This is a genomic window from Staphylococcus sp. HMSC062A01, assembly GCF_001836805.1.
Lineage (GTDB): Bacteria > Bacillota > Bacilli > Staphylococcales > Staphylococcaceae > Staphylococcus > Staphylococcus haemolyticus.
In genome coordinates this window covers 22901-38682 of the sequence record NZ_KV830604.1, presented here as the reverse complement: position 1 = coordinate 38682, position 15782 = coordinate 22901, and the positions used below count along the sequence as shown (strand labels likewise).

Below are 15782 nucleotides of genomic sequence, written 5' to 3'. Positions count from 1 at the left end.
ATTGTTATTATCTTTTGACATTAATTCCACCTCCCTTATTATATATCTTTATATTCAAACACTCGTAATGGTTCAAATTGAATAACGTATTTACCATATCGAGTAGTTAAACCATGTTTTTGTTTATAATGTCCCAGTATCTCTACTATGTACTTTTCACTCAATTGAACATACTGAGCTAGTTCGTATAAGCTACTTACACCATAGTTATGCGCCTCCACAATAATACGTAGGGGAAGTGCTGCCTCGTACCCGTGACGTCTAGCGTAGTTTTCAAATTTGCGATTTATGTCTTTAGATTGATCTAAGATATTCCCATATGTAAGTTTGTGATGTGCTAGTTCTTCGTATAGCACTTCGGCTTTGCGTGTTTCGGATAGGTTGCGTTTGATTAGAATTAAATCACCTAACCATAATCCGTGTAAGTCATTAGGCATAACATCTGTTTCTCTGACTTCTATATAGTCATGCTCTATTAACATTTTTTCATATAACCCCATAAAAACACCCTTTATTTACGTTTACTTCTTATAAAATCAGCATAATCTAAAACTCGTTGCCATTCGTCATCAGTTAATTCACCTTCAAGGTGAGCTGCACGATGTTGTGGTTGTTCATGTTGTTGTTCACTTTTATCAAAACCAAGTAAATATTCTGTACTGATACTAAGTGCTTTTGCAAAATCTTCTGAACGATTTAATGGAAATTCTCTAGTTAAGTTTAAATAACGTGATACAGCAGATTTAGCAACTCCAACACGACGAGCCAATTCACTAAGTGACATATCTTGTTCTTTCATAGCTGATTTAATTATTGTGATTATTTCATCATTATTTCTCATTTTAAGTATCTCCTGAATAAATATTTTGTTCTTCCATGTGAACAATTAGATTATATCACCGTTCCCGAATGAATACAATATATAGGTAGAAAAAACTTTTTTGAATTTTTATAAGTAAAAAGTGTTGACTAACGGGAACGTTACATGTTAAGTTATATACAGTTCTCAAACGAGAACGAACGGAGGTGACAACATGGTACTCAATTTAAAAAGATTGAGAGCAGAAAGAATAGCTTGTGGAATAACGCAAGATGATATGGCGCACAAAATGGGGTGGAAAACAAGAACTCCATACGCTAAAAGAGAAAACGGCATTGTAGATATTGGAGCGAATGAGTTTATTAAAATGGCTAAAATATTAGGCTACGAAACAAATAATTTAGATATTTTTTTTACTCAAGACGTTCCCGAAAAAGAACGACAAACAACTTAAAGGAGGAAACGGAATGGAACTATTTAAATACGCAAAAATAGCACTCCTAATCGTCATCTTGGCGGAGGAGATTAGAAGTGCTAGGAAACACTTTTTAATATTTATAAATACAAAAAAGTGTCCAAGTTGTAAAGAAAGAACAATAAATAATGCAAATTATTGTCCTAATTGTAGATATAGATTTAACTAAAAAATGCTCTTTTTAACTGTATCACTAACTACATCAATAAGAAGATTCCTAGTGCTATCTTGAATATATTTCGCTGCACTGCTCATATATTTCTTATATTTTGCTTGAGCAAGAGGTGTATTGGGAGTATCAATTATTAAATCCGGCAATGCATTCTTGATAATTTCTTTATAATCATCTGAAAGTTGATCATCTAAAGAAACCAACTCTACGGCATTATTAATGATATTTTCTGTCCAAGGATATGGTTTTCCACAAGCATGACAATAATTAGGTCGGTTGTAATTAGTTATTGGAAATCCATTTGGAATATAGATAACGCCTTGGATAGGAGTAGTGCAATGTTGACATTCGGAAATATTAGTTTCTCCACAAACTTTGCAAAACTTAGAATAATTAGCTTCATCTTTAGATACAATATGTCCATTTAAACAAATAGTTGCATGTTTATAGAATGTTTTCACATAAGCACCCCCAATCTAACGCAGTAGCGATAACCAAATTATACACGAAAGGAGTATCTAAGATGACGCAAACTTTAAACGTAACTGTTCCAATACCGGACACACATGTTCTTGTTTCTAAAGATGAATATGAAGAGTTAATAAATTATTCATTAGATCCAGTTTGGGACTTAAAAGAATTGAAAAAGAAACTCAAAATGTCAGCTGACGACACGATTAAAGACAGATTATTATTCAATCCTAAATTCGAAAAGTTACTTAAACAACAAGGTATCGCACATTATCCAGATGAAAGTTTAAATCGTTGGAGATTCAACGCAAGAAAGATGAATAAATTCATCGAAGAACATTTCGAAGAAATTCATGGAAAGGGGAGATAAATATGAAATCACACGATAAAACAGTTCTAATCTCAGGCATGATGTTTAACGCAGTATTCTTCCTGCTCATGCTAGCAGAATTAGTGATAACTAAAGCAGCGGGAATTGGACTATTCACAGCATTAGCAACTTATGTATTTTTCGACCAATGTTACTACGCAAAAAAAGACTGATTGCTACTACCAATAGCAAACAGTCGGAGACTAATAAAATGAATTTCAACTCAATAATACAATGGGAGGATAAATCGTGCAAGAGGTAACACTATCTTTAAAAGAATATAACAACTTGCTTAAAGACAGTAGAGATTTAATGTTAATTAATTTGGAAAACAAACATCTAAAAAGACAACTTTCTACTGCTAATGAGCATATCGACGATTTAAACGACAATGTCAATTTATATATTAGCCTGTACCAAAGCGCAGACGCTAGGGCAGACAGAGCGAATAAACGATTGGGGGAGTACGTGAATGCAAGAACCAATATTAAATTGTGAAGTAGAATATCGCATCAAAGATAATTACTTTGGACGCTGGATCACTAATAAACCTACTGCTCAAGAATATGCTAATTACAATGCTTTAAGACGTAATGCTCGTAAATTCGATGGTTTGCAAGATATAGACATCGACTGGGATAAACACTTGATTGAAGTATCAACAATCGAAACAAAAGAAACACGTAAAGTATATAGTTTTGAAGATTTGGAGGAGGTAAACAATGACGTTTAATATATCGAGCGCTAAAGATATTACAACAGACAAATCAACGTATCTCATCTATGCGAAACCTGGTACAGGTAAGACACACACAATTAATTTCTTACCTGGCAAGACGCTTTATATCAATGTGGATAAGTCAGAAAGACCTTTAAAAGGCAATGAGAACATCGACATTTTAGAATTCAACACTCACGATGCATGGGAAGAGTGGGGCGAGTTGATAAAATGGTTTAACGATAACAAAGATATAGTTAATCAATACGACACGATTGTCATCGACAATATATCAGAGTTGTTCCGTTCAATGCTCGCTAATCTAGGACGTAATGGTAAAAACGAGCGTGTACCTGAAATGAGCCATTATCAACGTGTAGATTTCTTCACAATAGATAGTTTACGTTTCCTACAATCACTAGGAAAACGATTGGTATTTATTGCTTGGGAAACGAACTTTGAAAACTACACTCCAGCAGGTCAAAAAATTACTCAAGCAGTACCAGACATTCGTAAAACCATTCGTGATAACGTCGCAGGACTTTGCCAAGTGGTAGCTCGATTAGTATTTAATGAAAAATCAGGCAAACGTGGTTTTATCTTAAGTCCTAGTAACAATGTATTTGCTAAAAATCAGCTAGATAATAGAGAACATTGCTTACAAGAAGATTTATTTAAAGTGGGTGATGTGGATGGCGGAGTTTAAACTCTACGACTATCAAGAAAATCTCGTTGACCAAGCAAGACATATATTGCTTAAAAAATCTGGTGTACTAATTCAAAGTCCTCCAGGAAGTGGTAAATCGGTCATGATTGCAGAAGTTGTAAAAAACGCTGTGAACAAAGGTAGTCACATTCTGTTTATTGTTCATCGTAAAGAATTGAGTTATCAAATCGAGAATACTTTAAAAAAACATGGTGTCGATTTGTCGCATGTCAATATCCTTTCGGAAAAACGTGCTAAAAACATAATGCATAAACTGACACCTCCTAAAATCATTGTCACTGACGAAACACATCACAGTAGAGCAAAAACGTACAAAGATATTTACGATTATTTTCCTAACGCTTTAAGAGTTGGTTTTACCGCAACTCCCTGGCGTGCCAATGGCAAAGGTTTCACAGATATATATGATGAAATGGTAAAAGGTCCAACAGTAGAGTGGTTAATAAAAAATAACAAACTTGCAGACTACGAATATAAAAGTGTGGTGCTTGCGGACGAAAGTAAGTTAAAGAAATCTAGAACGGGCGACTACACAAAGAAGTCAATGGATAATGCCATACCTAAGGCAATATACGGCAATATCGTTGAGAATTATAAAAAGTTTGCTAACGGTCAAAAAACTATACTTTATGCCCACAGTGTTGAGACAAGTAAAGATATTGCAGAACAATTTAGAAATGCGGGTATTAACGCAGAACATGCAGACGCTAAAACAAGTGCCAACGAGCGTGACAGAATTATGTCCGATTTTAAAAACGGCACTATAAAAGTTTTATGTAATGTTGATTTGATTTCAGAAGGCTTTGATGTTCCAGATTGCACATGCGTTATTTTATCAAGACCAACTGATTCGCTTGTTTTATTCATGCAGCAAGCAATGAGATCAATGCGTTATCAACCTAATAAGAAAGCTTTAATTATTGATCATGTTGGTAACTACGCAAGGCATGGTTTGCCTGATACACCACATGATTGGAATAAGTATTTTAAAGGCTACAAAAAGAAGCGTAAGAAAAAAGAAAACGACGCACCGAAGTTAACCGAGTGTTCTGAATGTTTTACTGTTTACGCTTCTGAATTAGATGAATGTCCTAATTGTGGTCATAAAAATGAAACAGAAGAAAAGAAAGGTTTAGAACATAAACAAGCAGAACTTACAGATATCAAACCTTTTAAAGTTGATTACACAATTAAACGATACAGCAAAGATTTAAAAGATAAAAAAGATTTAGAAACGTTAGAGGACTACTACCTCTATACAAAAGCGAATAACTATAAAGAATCATGGATTAAATTTAATCATCCATATTACAAACAAGCACCATTTCCAGTCTTATATGCAGACTTAAAACCAATCAAACAAAAATACAATTATTAAAGGAGATTTATTATTATGACATTATTTACTACAGATTATTCAAATTTAGAAAGCAACGACTTTTCACCACTACCAGAAGGAGAATACGAAGTTGTTATCAAGAGTGCAACAGAAAGAGCAACGAAGAATGGAAAAGAAGAAACACAACTGCAACTTGTTGTAAGAAATGATTTAAAGAAAACATCAGAACATCAAGCTAAATATGCAAATAGAGTGATTTTCGTTGATGAATGGAAACGCACAATCGATGGTCAATATAAATATAAAATGGATAATTTCATGCACTATTTAAACGGTGTAGGTGTGCCAGAGGGTACTGCAATTGAAAGTATCGAACAGTTACTTGAAATGTTCAGAGGTAAGCCAGTAAGAGTGTTTGTGAAACAAGAAGAAAATGAATACAAAGGCGAAAAACAAATCGTCAATCGTGTTGCACCATGGAATTTTAAACGTACTAAATTCCCACAAGTGAATCATGAATGGAAATCAGATGACGATAAACCAAGTAGCAATAATGCATTTGCGGGTGGTGCAGAAATTGATGATGACGACTTACCTTTCTAATATTCCAGATGAATTAAAACGACTTAATAACTGGTGTGTGTGGAAGTTTGAAAAGCGTAATGGTAAACGTACAAAAATACCTTTTAATGCCGAAACTGGTGAGTTCGCTAAATCAAATGATAAAAGCACATGGTCTAGTTATGAAACAGCAGTTAATGCCGAAGGTGTCGACGGTATAGGGTTCTTTTTTGAACCCCCATACCTTGGCATTGATATTGATGATATTGATGATGATCTTCATAGATTTAAACAAGGCGATAAATTAGACAATATTGTTAGCGAATTTAACGAAGCTTTCAAAAGTTATACAGAAGTCAGTCCAAGTGGTAACGGCTTGCACATTATTGTAAAAGGCAAGATACCCGGCACTCGTCGCCGTAAAGGCAATATTGAAATGTACGATAGCGGTCGTTTTTTTACCATGACAGGTAAGTCCATCGGTAAATATAAAGATGTAACGGAAGTATCAAAGCAAGTATTCAAAACAATCTATGATAAGTATTTACCAGATAACACAGTACAGTATCCAACTACAAACAATTATCAACAAAATATCCACAATTTATCAGAAATCGATGTTATCAATGAAATCTACAAATCAAAGCAAGCTAAATTATTTGATGACTTAATGAAAGGTAACTACGAGCCTTATTACACCTCTCACTCGGAAGCAGACATGGCACTTGCAAATATATTAGCTTTCTGGTGTGCCAAAGATTACTCGCAAATGGATAGTATTTTTAGACAGTCAAATCTATACCGTGATAAGTGGGATGAAAAACGAAAGAACTCCACATACGGGGAACAAACTTTATTCAAAGCAATTAATGAAGCTAACAATATTTATACTCCTAAGCAGCAAACAGATGACAACCCACTTAGATATGCATTAAGTAAATTATTTGATAATCAAGAAGAATCAAAAGAATATCCAATTCGAAGTTATGACGATACAGGTAATGCAGACCGATTTATAGATAGATATGGTCATTTATATAAACACAGTTATATAACTAATAAATTCTATATTTATGACGGTCAAAAATGGAAAGTTGATGATAGAGGAGTAATCAGAAAACTTATAGATGAAATGATTGAAAGTATCAAAAACGAAAAAGTACTTCATAGTGAAGATGTTACCGAAGAAGAAGCTAGAGAAGCTTTTCAAAAATACTACAAAAAAACTAGAGGTACACAGTCCAAGAAAAATATCATGAACGAATTAATGCACAGAAAAACAGTTACACCTGATGAATTTGATAAAGACGACATGCTTTTAAATGTTGCAAATGGCTATATCGATTTAACAAGTAGAGAACTTTATAAGCACGATATTAATCGAATGTTTTCTCAAATTGCTAATACAGACTATAGCGAAAAAATGCAACCTGCTGTATGGCTAGACTTTTTAAACGACATTTTTGCAGGGGATAAAGCAGTAATTCGATACATTCAAAAAGCATTAGGTTACTCATTAACTGGAAGTACAAGAGAGCAAGTAATGTTCATCCTATTTGGTAAAGGCCGAAATGGTAAAAGTATTTTTGTTGAAACGATTGCAGAAATACTAGGTGATTATTCGAACAACATGCAAGCAAAATCATTAATGGTAAAGAAAAATGACAATGTAAACACAGATATTGCTCGTTTGAGTAAAGCAAGATTTGTCACAAGTTCTGAACCTAATGAAGGTTTTAGATTTGATGAAGGTTTAATCAAACAAATTACCGGTGGCGATAAAGTAACAGCACGTTTCTTATATGCCGAAGAATTTGAATATACACCAAAATTTAAAATATGGGTGTCTACTAACCACAAGCCGATTATTAGAGGGACAGATGACGGTATTTGGAGAAGATTAGTATTAATTCCATTTGATGTGCAAATACCTGAAGAAAAAGTTGATAAAGATCTCAAGTATAAATTACTAAGAGAAGCACCTGCAATATTAAATTGGATGGCAGAAGGTGCGTATATGTGGATGAGAGAAGGGCTAGAGTTACCAGAGAAGTTAAAAGATGCTGGTCAAATCTATCGTACTGAAATGGATGTTGTTGAACAGTTTATTCAAGAAAAGTGCAAGAGAGCAAAAGATGTTAGAGAAACAGGAAAAGCACTTTATGAAGAATATAAGAAATGGGCAGACGAAAACAACGAGTACAAAATGGATAAAAATAAATTCGGTAAGAAATTAAAAGAGAAATTCCGAAGTAAAAAAATGAATAACGGTGTTAATTATTTAGGCGTTGAACTAGTTGAGAAATATCCAGGTTTACGTGGATTAAATTAAAAAAGTGAACACCAAAGTGAATACCCAATTTTACACTTTTAGTCTTTAAAAGCTTATTATATAAACGTTTCTATTACCTATTTTATAAAAGTGAATACCTATGATTATAAAAGTCATATACAAAAATATAAAAGAATATATATGTATATATTTCTATAGAGAGATTTATTTAGGAGAGGTATTCACTTTTTATTCAAAATCATACAGCAGTAAGAGTTAGAGGCTATTTTAGGTATTCACTTTGGTATGCACTATTTGGAGTGATCAAGTGTCGGAACAAAAAATACAAAATGAAATAATCTTAGCAATCAATCAACGTGGTCATAGACTTTGGAGAGCCAATGCTGGAAAAGTACAGACAAAAGATAACAGGATAATCAAACTACTCCCTAAAGGCTTTCCCGATACATTCGGTTATCGTAAATCAGATGGAAAATTTATAGCAATCGAAGTAAAAACAGAAAATGGAAGATTACGACCTGAACAAGAGAAATTTAAAGCATTTGCAGAAACGCAAAACATTTTATATGGCGTAGCAAAAAGCGTAGAAGAAGCAATCGAAATTGTGGAAGGTGATGAAGAATGGCAAAACTAAAAGTTGATTTTGTAATCGAAGGTACAGCTTATATTGATGCTGAGAATGAAACAGAAAGCGAAGAAACTCGTGTAATGAACTTAGCGATGGATAACCCTGATGAGTTCGATAGACGATTAGATATTACTAAAGTCAAAAATGTCAGTTTAATTTCGGACGGATGGAAGTGATTGCATGAGAAAACGTAAAAAAAGTGCAACGCGCGTCAATATCAACGGCAGTCGTATTGCACTAATAGACGTGGCATATATATATAACGTACCACTAACTACCTTACGTGGCAGATATAACAGAGGTTTACGTGGTCCAGAATTAATTTATGGCAAAGGAGTGTATGAGTATCGTGACTAATAACGAAGAACAGCGATTAAGTAATAAAGAGCAGTACGGTAGATTATCAGAAAGAGAATACCAACAGCTTATGTATATCAGAGCAGAACACGAAAGAGCGTTGAAACGTAAACGACGTAATGAGCGTATCGCAAGAGCAAGACGTTCGGAAGAACTAGTAGCCAAGCACAGAGTAAGTAGCAAGTGGTTCAGATACTTAGCAGAGAACGATATATTTCCAAAGGTAAGGGGATAAGTAGATGGAGAACGTGAGAATAATAGATCTTAAAAAAGATGACATTGTGCAGTTCCAAGCATACTTTAAAAAAGTTAAAGCTATGCAAACAGCGATTGTTAATCGTGTGTATGCAGAAGAATTTATGTTAAAAACAATTTGGAAAGCAGAAGTGGAAAACCAAGCTGGCTTTAAATTTACACTTACTGACAATGACGATTTCGTGAAAGTAAACGAGCCTTTCACACGTAAGGTGGATATGCAGAAAGAACAAGATGTAGTAAACAAACCAAAGCATTACACTTACGGCGATATTGAGATTATAGATTTTATTGAACAGGTCACTAAAGATTATAAATCAGAATTAGCATTTAGTATCGGTAATGCAATCAAGTATATTGCTAGAGCCAATCATAAAAATGGCAAGGAAGATTTAGACAAAGCACGCTGGTATTTAAATCGTGCATTTGAGAAGTGGGAGGACCAACAATGATCTATTTAGGTGGCGACATGCTAAGTATAGGACAACAGATGCGTCGTGAGTGGGAGAAACAAGGGTTACAGCGATTAGGCTTTAAAGTGTACGCACCACATGACGATAAGGATATAAACGATAAAGCAAATGCTAATCAAGATAAATTAGCAGAACGTATTGTGTTCAATGACACGTTAGGCATGGAAACAAGCGATGTCATGATATTTGATTACTTACCACATGCACAAGGAACAATTTGCGAAATGGGGTACGCACAGCATCTTAAAAAGGCAAGTGAGAAAGACATTAAGATTTTCGTCCAATGTACTGACATTAGACAAGGCACAGGTCATATTTCGGATGAGCAGGACCGAGCAGAGTTCAGTATTAATCAGTATGTTTATGGCGTAATCATGGATGTTACAGACGGTAGAGGTATTCAAACGTTTGATGAGATATGCAAAGAGTTGGTGAACGCATGATAAATGACATATTAAAGATAAATGATAGTTATAAAGCACCACAGCGCATTATGGATATTCTGTATGGAGATATAGAAGAACGTAACAAGATATTTATGGAGTTTCTTGAAGGCTTTGATAAAGATGTCAACTATGACTGGTTTCATGAATACTTTCAAGATGAACATGCTAACCGTAAAAAACATAAGCAAGATTTTACACCACAATCTATCAGTAAGCTACTCGTGGAAATGGTAGCAGATAGTAAAGGCGATTATTATGAACCAGCAGCAGGAACAGGTGGCATTGTGATTGAGAAGTGGAACAAAGATAGAATGAAACACTCACCGTTTGATTATGAGCCTAGAATGTACTTCTACACAGCAGAGGAGTTAAGTGACCGAACTGTTCCATTCTTACTGTTTAACATGCTCATTCGTGGCATGAACGGACTTGTCGTTCAATGCGATGTGTTAAGTAGAGAAGCATACGGAGCATGGTTTATACAGAATGATAAAAACGATCATTTAGGTTTCAGCAGTTTAAATCGATTGCCTTATACAGAAGATATTGAGAAAGAATTAAATGTGAAATTTGTAGAACATAAATATCCAGATATTAAACAGACAGAAGGTGTCCCAGCGTGGCTAGTGGAATGATACTATCCGACACAATCAATCAACGCTATCGCTGCAACACACAAGGCAAGACACCTACACAAATACAACGTGAGTTACGTGGGTTAGGTGTCAAAGGCTTTGTGGTTAAGGTAGCAGGAAGTAGAGTGACGATGAAAGTTAGTGAGTGTGACATAAAAAGGAACAGGGAGTGTTTGAGATGATTAAATTCAGAGCATGGGATAAAGAAGATAATAAAATGGTACGATGGGAAAATTTAAGGCTTGTTAAAAATAATCGTGATAAAGATTTGAGAGTTGTTGATTTAACTTATGCTCCACCTAAATTTAAAAAAGCAAAACTTATGCAATCAACTGGCTTAAAAGATAAGAATGGTATTGAGATTTATGAGGGTGATATTGTCGAATTTAAATATCCATATGACAACCGTATAAAAACAAAAGGTACTATTGTTTGGAACAATAATAAAGCGTGTTTTGGAATAAATATGAAAGAAACTACTGAACGATATGAATTATATAGAATAACATCAGAAAATTATTTAACAGTGATTGGTGATGTACATCAAACTCCAGAGTTATTGGAGGACGAATAGGTGAACGCAGAAGCTAAGTTTGTATCTAGTGTAATGGACGCTAGGTTGAAGAAAGCAAGAAGAGAACGTGAGAGTTTCCGTAAACAACGTGATGAACTAATACAGGATATAGCTAAATTAAGAAAACAATTGGAGGATCAGAAGATGAATAACACATTAGATCAATTAGTAGAACAAGTACAACAATGGAGTATTGATAAAGATTTACACAATGGGAATTCAGATAGACAAGCACTTAAATTTTATGAAGAAGCTGGGGAAGTTGCAGCAGCATTATCTCGTGGGCAAATGGATGCGTTAAAAGACGGTATAGGCGACACAGTCGTTACATTAATTATCTTGGCGCAACAACATGATATGACGTTACAGGAGTGTTTACAGTATGCATATGACGAGATTAAAGGGAGAAAAGGAAAGACAATCAATGGGACATTCATCAAAGAAGCAGACCTCGAAGGATAAAGATATTCTAGAACGTGTAAAGGAAGTGCTGAGAAGATGAAGGATAATACTGAACAAATGCGAGAAGAAGCTAGAAAGTATTTTGACAGTAGTGATGAAGAAAAACAGAGAATGGAAGATGAATATATTGAACATTCAAAAGAATTTCACTCAAAACACAACATGATACCTCCAGATGAAGAAGTTCAGAGAAAAGCGTTTCGTGAAATCATGCAGGAAGTGAAAGAACAATTATTGTAGGAGGATGCTGAGTGTTTAAAAAATTAATCAAAACGGTTTACCTAATGAGTATGTTAGTAATTGGAATGTATTTAACGAAACAAGCAATTGTTATTTTAGAAAGTGAAGATGATATTGACGCACCTTCGGATTACGCTTTAGATGGCGATCAGGCAGATTTGAACGGAGTGAGTCGATGACTTGGTGGATAGTATTAATACCTATTGCATACCTAGTATGGATATGTATAAAGAGTAAGGGGGAACGTAAGTAATGTGGATAGCGCTAACCATTATATTCGGCATACTGCTACTCATAGCGATAGGTAACAACACAGTGTTACGTCAGGAGTTAGACGCACAGAGATATACGAATGTATACCTATTCACTAAGTACGTTAGGGATTGCGACATAGAAGATGTGGAGCTTGAAATTCAAAGAGCGAAGAAACATTTTAAGTAATGGAGGTAATTATTTGTACACGCATGAGCAAATAAGGGATATGATATATAGTTATCATTGGCGTAAGAACATACTTATAGATGAGGGATATATTCAAGATAGTAACGGTATAGCACAGTATGGTATTGAAGCAGATATGCCAAAGCCACAAGGTAAGACAACAGATAAGGTGCAAGCGATTGCTACTCGTAATTATGTGTTATCGAGAATACATGATGAACATATAGAGTTTGTATCATTTATAGATAAGTATGAACATAATATTAATAATGATATGAACTTGAATATTCTTTATCTATTTAAGAAAGGAAAGAAACCTAAAGATGTTCGAGAGATAATGAGCATTGGAAGAACAAACTTAGATAGTCGAATTAATGAGATCGTAAACGTTTATGTAAAACAACAAGATAAGCACAATCAACAACTTCAACAAGATAAGCAACATCAACATTAATTTTGTATATGAATAAATAAAACTTATAATTGAATTGTGATAATAATATCTAACAATCAGAAAGAACATTCAACTTCATTGTTGTTTGTTCTTTTCTTTTTGTCTTGAAAGAAGTGAAATCATTTGTCATTCATTCAACCAAAGATTAGACAAGGAAGAAAGACAATGACTGAGAGCGAGTACAAGGCACAAAGGGAACGTAATAGGCAACGTAATGCTAAGCAGTATAACGCACACACGAGATATGGTAAGGATAGCAAGTATATGGAGTTCTATCATTCAAAAGAGTGGAGAAACAAACGTAAACAAGTGTTATTACGAGATAAATATCTGTGTCAGTCATGCCTTAGAAAAGGTTACGTTAATCCAGTGAAAAAAGGAAAACGTTTTTACGTTCATCACATTATCGAATTAAAAGATGATTGGGAAAAACGATTAGATATAAACAACTTGGAAACGGTATGCGCCGAGTGCCATTTAGAGAGCCATAGAGGGCAAAGACGGAAACGATGAACAGTGTATCGAAAATTTAAGGGAGGGCTTGATATACCCCCTGTCTGATACACGTAGGGCGTAATCGCTCGATAACTTTTTTGTACCCAAATTCTAGAAACTAAAAATCTAAAATCGCTATTTGGAGGTGAGAACATGGCTAGACCACGTAAATTGAACGCTGCAAAAACAGGAAATCACAATAAAGAAGAATTAGAATATCAAGAACTTAAAGAAAATGGTTTATCTCAATTTAATAAGATTGATGTAAAGAGTGTTCCGACTGATTTAACTAAAGAAGGTAAAAAAGAGTGGAAACGTATCATTCCTTTACTCGAACAATTACCTATCGCAGAACTTGATTATGATCGTATTAAACGTTACTGCCAATTAGTATCACTTACAGATGAAGCGTATCGCCATATTATGCAACATGGCACAGTGAATGAAGAAGGTACAAAACGAACGCCTCAATACTTTACTTACATGGATGGAATAAAAGAACTTAAATCAATCTGTGGGCAATTAGGAATGACGATTGACAGTCGAATGAAGTTAGTTGTTCCTACTCCTGATGAACAAAAAGAATCTATTTACGGTAAGTTTGGTGTTGATGACGATGACTAACGTAAAAATACCTAAAGCATATGAAGAATATTTAAATATCCCCGATGAGTACAAAGATGACGCTTATAAATATTGCGTTATGGTACTCTCGGGGGCTTTTGTTACTTGCAAAGATACGAGATTAGCTTGTATACGTCATTTAAAAGACATAAAACGTAGTATTGAAGATGATGAGTTTCCTTATGTATATAAACCTAAACGTGCAAAGAAAGTTATTCAATTTATCGAAGTGTTGCCAGATACAAAAGGTAAATTTAACAAACTCGCATTGTTTCAGAAGTTTATCGTATCAATGGTAAGAGGTTGGTTTACTGAAGAAGATGATTATCTAAGATTTAATAAAGCGTTTATCTCGATGGCTCGTAAAGGTGGAAAATCGCTCTTAGTAAGTGGTTTAACGCTCTACTCATTTTTGTTTGATAAAGAACCTGCTGAGGGTAGGCAAATTTTTTGTGCTGCAAATGATAAGAAACAAGCTAGTATCGTATTCAACATGGTAGCTAAGCAACTGATGTACTTCATTTCTCAAGTACCTGAACTAAAAAAAGACGTTAAAAAGGTTAGAGAACTACTACAACATACAAAAGATGGTTCATATGTTATGCCTCTCTCTCGTGATACAGGGGCAGTTGACGGTTTTGAGCCATTTTTAGCTGTTATAGATGAATATCATGCTGCAAAAACAAACGAAATGCTAGAACTTATCCAATCAGGTCAAGGTAACTTGATGCAAAGCTTAATCTTCATCATCTCAACTGCTGGTTTTAATTTAAATGCGCCAATGTATATGGATGAATGGCCTTATGCTAAAGAAATACTCGCTGACACATATCGAGATGAACAATATTTTGCAATAATATTCGAACAAGATAGCGAGGAAGAATGGCAAGATAAATCAATGTGGTCAAAAAGCAATCCACTTATCAATGAAAGTGATGATCTAAAAGAACAGATTGAAGATTTCTTGCAAAAACGAGTGGATGAAGCAGTTAAAAAAGGCACGATGTTCCGAGTGTTAGTTAAAAACTTTAATTATTGGATGCAATCGTCAGAAGAAAGTTATCTAGATTTTAACGACTGGAAGAAAAACGAAACTGATTTTGATATTAAAGGAACTAAAACATATATCGGATTAGATTTATCTCGTGCTGATGACTTAACAGCAGTTTCATTCATACATTTAGATGAAGTTAAGAAACAATATTTTGTGACAAGTCATTCATTTGTTGCTACTAAAGGTGGACTTCAAGCAAAAATCGAACGTGATCTAATAGATTACAGACAAATGGCACAGCATGGTTATTGTACAATCACCGACTTACAAAGTGGCATTATCAACAGTAATCAAGTATTAGATTACATTGAAAAATACATCTTAACTAACAACTTAGATGTTCAAGCTATTTGTTATGATCCACATGCTATTCATGGTTTTATTGCAGAAATTGAAAAACGAAACTGGCGTTATGAATTGATTGAAATTCGTCAGGGTGCTATGACGTTATCTAATCCAGTCATTGATTTTAGATTAAAAGTTATAGACGAACAAATTAAACATCATAAAAATCCACTACTCGATATCGCAGTAAAAAATGCAGTAGCTAAGAATGTGAATGATAGTGTCATGATTGAGAAAAAACTTAATCGTGAAAAGATTGATCCATTAATGAGTACGATATTTGCATATGTTATAGCGAGTGAGCATGAATGGGACAAAAAACGAGCATTGCCAGTATTTATATAAGGAGGTGG

General features: G+C 34.3%; 29 protein-coding genes. 26 read left to right on the top strand and 3 right to left on the bottom strand.

Annotated elements, in window-relative coordinates:
• Positions 1-38 precede the first annotated feature (38 nt).
• A complete protein-coding gene (locus HMPREF2715_RS02870; RefSeq protein ID WP_070839365.1) occupies positions 39-500 on the bottom strand; it encodes an ImmA/IrrE family metallo-endopeptidase in 462 nt (153 codons plus the stop codon).
• 11 nt (positions 501-511) lie between these two features.
• Complete coding sequence (locus HMPREF2715_RS02865) at positions 512-841, bottom strand: helix-turn-helix domain-containing protein (RefSeq protein ID WP_002469947.1); 330 nt, start codon at positions 839-841, stop codon at positions 512-514.
• A 193-nt stretch (positions 842-1034) separates the two neighbouring features.
• Here HMPREF2715_RS02865 and HMPREF2715_RS02860 point away from each other — a divergent pair, with 193 nt between their 5' ends.
• Positions 1035-1274 (top strand): helix-turn-helix domain-containing protein, encoded by a 240-nt coding sequence (locus HMPREF2715_RS02860; protein WP_070839362.1) that lies wholly within the window; start codon positions 1035-1037, stop codon positions 1272-1274.
• A gap of 186 nt (positions 1275-1460) precedes the next feature.
• Here the strand turns inward: HMPREF2715_RS02860 and HMPREF2715_RS02855 are convergent, their stop codons facing one another.
• Positions 1461-1928 carry a DUF2321 domain-containing protein gene (locus tag HMPREF2715_RS02855; protein ID WP_070839359.1) on the bottom strand — a complete coding sequence of 156 codons (468 nt, stop codon included), beginning with the start codon at positions 1926-1928 and terminating at the stop codon, positions 1461-1463.
• Positions 1929-1990: 62 nt separating this feature from the next.
• On the opposite strand from HMPREF2715_RS02855, the gene HMPREF2715_RS02850 reads away from it, so the two are divergent.
• The 25 genes from HMPREF2715_RS02850 (at position 1991) to HMPREF2715_RS02740 (ending at position 15774) form a co-directional block, all read left to right on the top strand.
• Entirely contained in the window at positions 1991-2308 is a 318-nt protein-coding gene (locus HMPREF2715_RS02850) for a DUF771 domain-containing protein (protein WP_070839356.1), read from the top strand.
• A 2-nt stretch (positions 2309-2310) separates the two neighbouring features.
• A complete protein-coding gene (locus HMPREF2715_RS12010; protein WP_176746962.1) occupies positions 2311-2481 on the top strand; it encodes a hypothetical protein in 171 nt (56 codons plus the stop codon).
• A gap of 76 nt (positions 2482-2557) precedes the next feature.
• Positions 2558-2806 (top strand): hypothetical protein, encoded by a 249-nt coding sequence (locus tag HMPREF2715_RS02845; RefSeq protein ID WP_083318741.1) that lies wholly within the window; start codon positions 2558-2560, stop codon positions 2804-2806.
• Entirely contained in the window at positions 2781-3041 is a 261-nt protein-coding gene (locus HMPREF2715_RS02840) for a DUF2483 family protein (RefSeq protein WP_059767466.1), read from the top strand. The genes HMPREF2715_RS02845 and HMPREF2715_RS02840 overlap by 26 nt, the downstream gene beginning before the upstream one ends.
• Positions 3031-3732 carry an AAA family ATPase gene (locus tag HMPREF2715_RS02835; protein ID WP_070839349.1) on the top strand — a complete coding sequence of 234 codons (702 nt, stop codon included), beginning with the start codon at positions 3031-3033 and terminating at the stop codon, positions 3730-3732. The genes HMPREF2715_RS02840 and HMPREF2715_RS02835 overlap by 11 nt, the downstream gene beginning before the upstream one ends.
• A complete protein-coding gene (locus tag HMPREF2715_RS02830) occupies positions 3719-5131 on the top strand; it encodes a DEAD/DEAH box helicase (RefSeq protein WP_070839347.1) in 1413 nt (470 codons plus the stop codon). Before HMPREF2715_RS02835 ends, HMPREF2715_RS02830 begins: the two co-directional genes overlap by 14 nt.
• A 15-nt stretch (positions 5132-5146) precedes the next feature.
• The gene (locus HMPREF2715_RS02825) at positions 5147-5695 is read left to right on the top strand and encodes a DUF669 domain-containing protein (protein ID WP_070839345.1); all 549 of its coding nucleotides are present in this window, start codon (positions 5147-5149) and stop codon (positions 5693-5695) included.
• Positions 5673-7985 carry a phage/plasmid primase, P4 family gene (locus HMPREF2715_RS02820; RefSeq protein WP_070839343.1) on the top strand — a complete coding sequence of 771 codons (2313 nt, stop codon included), beginning with the start codon at positions 5673-5675 and terminating at the stop codon, positions 7983-7985. The genes HMPREF2715_RS02825 and HMPREF2715_RS02820 overlap by 23 nt, the downstream gene beginning before the upstream one ends.
• 268 nt (positions 7986-8253) lie before the next feature.
• Positions 8254-8580: a VRR-NUC domain-containing protein gene (locus HMPREF2715_RS02815; protein WP_070839340.1), complete on the top strand. Its 327-nt coding sequence runs from the start codon at positions 8254-8256 to the stop codon at positions 8578-8580.
• A complete protein-coding gene (locus HMPREF2715_RS02810; protein ID WP_070839337.1) occupies positions 8568-8750 on the top strand; it encodes a hypothetical protein in 183 nt (60 codons plus the stop codon). The genes HMPREF2715_RS02815 and HMPREF2715_RS02810 overlap by 13 nt, the downstream gene beginning before the upstream one ends.
• A gap of 4 nt (positions 8751-8754) precedes the next feature.
• Positions 8755-8931 carry a hypothetical protein gene (locus tag HMPREF2715_RS12005; RefSeq protein ID WP_176746961.1) on the top strand — a complete coding sequence of 59 codons (177 nt, stop codon included), beginning with the start codon at positions 8755-8757 and terminating at the stop codon, positions 8929-8931.
• Positions 8924-9166, top strand: a complete 243-nt coding sequence (locus HMPREF2715_RS02805; RefSeq protein WP_083318740.1) for a hypothetical protein — start codon at positions 8924-8926, stop codon at positions 9164-9166. The genes HMPREF2715_RS12005 and HMPREF2715_RS02805 overlap by 8 nt, the downstream gene beginning before the upstream one ends.
• 13 nt (positions 9167-9179) lie before the next feature.
• Entirely contained in the window at positions 9180-9638 is a 459-nt protein-coding gene (locus HMPREF2715_RS02800; RefSeq protein ID WP_070839372.1) for a DUF3310 domain-containing protein, read from the top strand.
• Positions 9635-10102 (top strand): nucleoside 2-deoxyribosyltransferase, encoded by a 468-nt coding sequence (locus tag HMPREF2715_RS02795; RefSeq protein WP_070839331.1) that lies wholly within the window; start codon positions 9635-9637, stop codon positions 10100-10102. The genes HMPREF2715_RS02800 and HMPREF2715_RS02795 overlap by 4 nt, the downstream gene beginning before the upstream one ends.
• Entirely contained in the window at positions 10099-10740 is a 642-nt protein-coding gene (locus tag HMPREF2715_RS02790; protein WP_218117712.1) for an N-6 DNA methylase, read from the top strand. Before HMPREF2715_RS02795 ends, HMPREF2715_RS02790 begins: the two co-directional genes overlap by 4 nt.
• On the top strand, positions 10737-10922 hold the full coding sequence (locus HMPREF2715_RS12195) for a hypothetical protein (protein WP_070839370.1): 186 nt from the start codon (positions 10737-10739) through the stop codon (positions 10920-10922). The genes HMPREF2715_RS02790 and HMPREF2715_RS12195 overlap by 4 nt, the downstream gene beginning before the upstream one ends.
• On the top strand, positions 10919-11314 hold the full coding sequence (locus HMPREF2715_RS02780) for a YopX family protein (protein ID WP_070839325.1): 396 nt from the start codon (positions 10919-10921) through the stop codon (positions 11312-11314). The genes HMPREF2715_RS12195 and HMPREF2715_RS02780 overlap by 4 nt, the downstream gene beginning before the upstream one ends.
• A 144-nt stretch (positions 11315-11458) precedes the next feature.
• On the top strand, positions 11459-11776 hold the full coding sequence (locus HMPREF2715_RS02775) for a MazG-like family protein (RefSeq protein ID WP_070839368.1): 318 nt from the start codon (positions 11459-11461) through the stop codon (positions 11774-11776).
• Between the two features lie 36 nt (positions 11777-11812).
• Entirely contained in the window at positions 11813-12016 is a 204-nt protein-coding gene (locus tag HMPREF2715_RS02770) for a hypothetical protein (RefSeq protein WP_070839322.1), read from the top strand.
• 11 nt (positions 12017-12027) lie between these two features.
• Entirely contained in the window at positions 12028-12195 is a 168-nt protein-coding gene (gene rinB / locus HMPREF2715_RS02765; RefSeq protein WP_070839319.1) for a transcriptional activator RinB, read from the top strand.
• 73 nt (positions 12196-12268) lie between these two features.
• Positions 12269-12457 carry a DUF1514 family protein gene (locus HMPREF2715_RS02760; RefSeq protein WP_070839316.1) on the top strand — a complete coding sequence of 63 codons (189 nt, stop codon included), beginning with the start codon at positions 12269-12271 and terminating at the stop codon, positions 12455-12457.
• Between the two features lie 13 nt (positions 12458-12470).
• Positions 12471-12911 carry a hypothetical protein gene (locus tag HMPREF2715_RS02755; RefSeq protein WP_070839313.1) on the top strand — a complete coding sequence of 147 codons (441 nt, stop codon included), beginning with the start codon at positions 12471-12473 and terminating at the stop codon, positions 12909-12911.
• Positions 12912-13076: 165 nt separating this feature from the next.
• Entirely contained in the window at positions 13077-13424 is a 348-nt protein-coding gene (locus tag HMPREF2715_RS02750; RefSeq protein ID WP_070839310.1) for an HNH endonuclease, read from the top strand.
• Between the two features lie 135 nt (positions 13425-13559).
• The gene (locus tag HMPREF2715_RS02745; RefSeq protein WP_070839307.1) at positions 13560-14030 is read left to right on the top strand and encodes a phage terminase small subunit P27 family; all 471 of its coding nucleotides are present in this window, start codon (positions 13560-13562) and stop codon (positions 14028-14030) included.
• Positions 14023-15774, top strand: coding sequence for a terminase large subunit (locus HMPREF2715_RS02740; RefSeq protein WP_070839303.1), 1752 nt, complete (start codon positions 14023-14025; stop codon positions 15772-15774). The genes HMPREF2715_RS02745 and HMPREF2715_RS02740 overlap by 8 nt, the downstream gene beginning before the upstream one ends.
• The last annotated feature ends 8 nt before the right edge of the window (positions 15775-15782 follow it).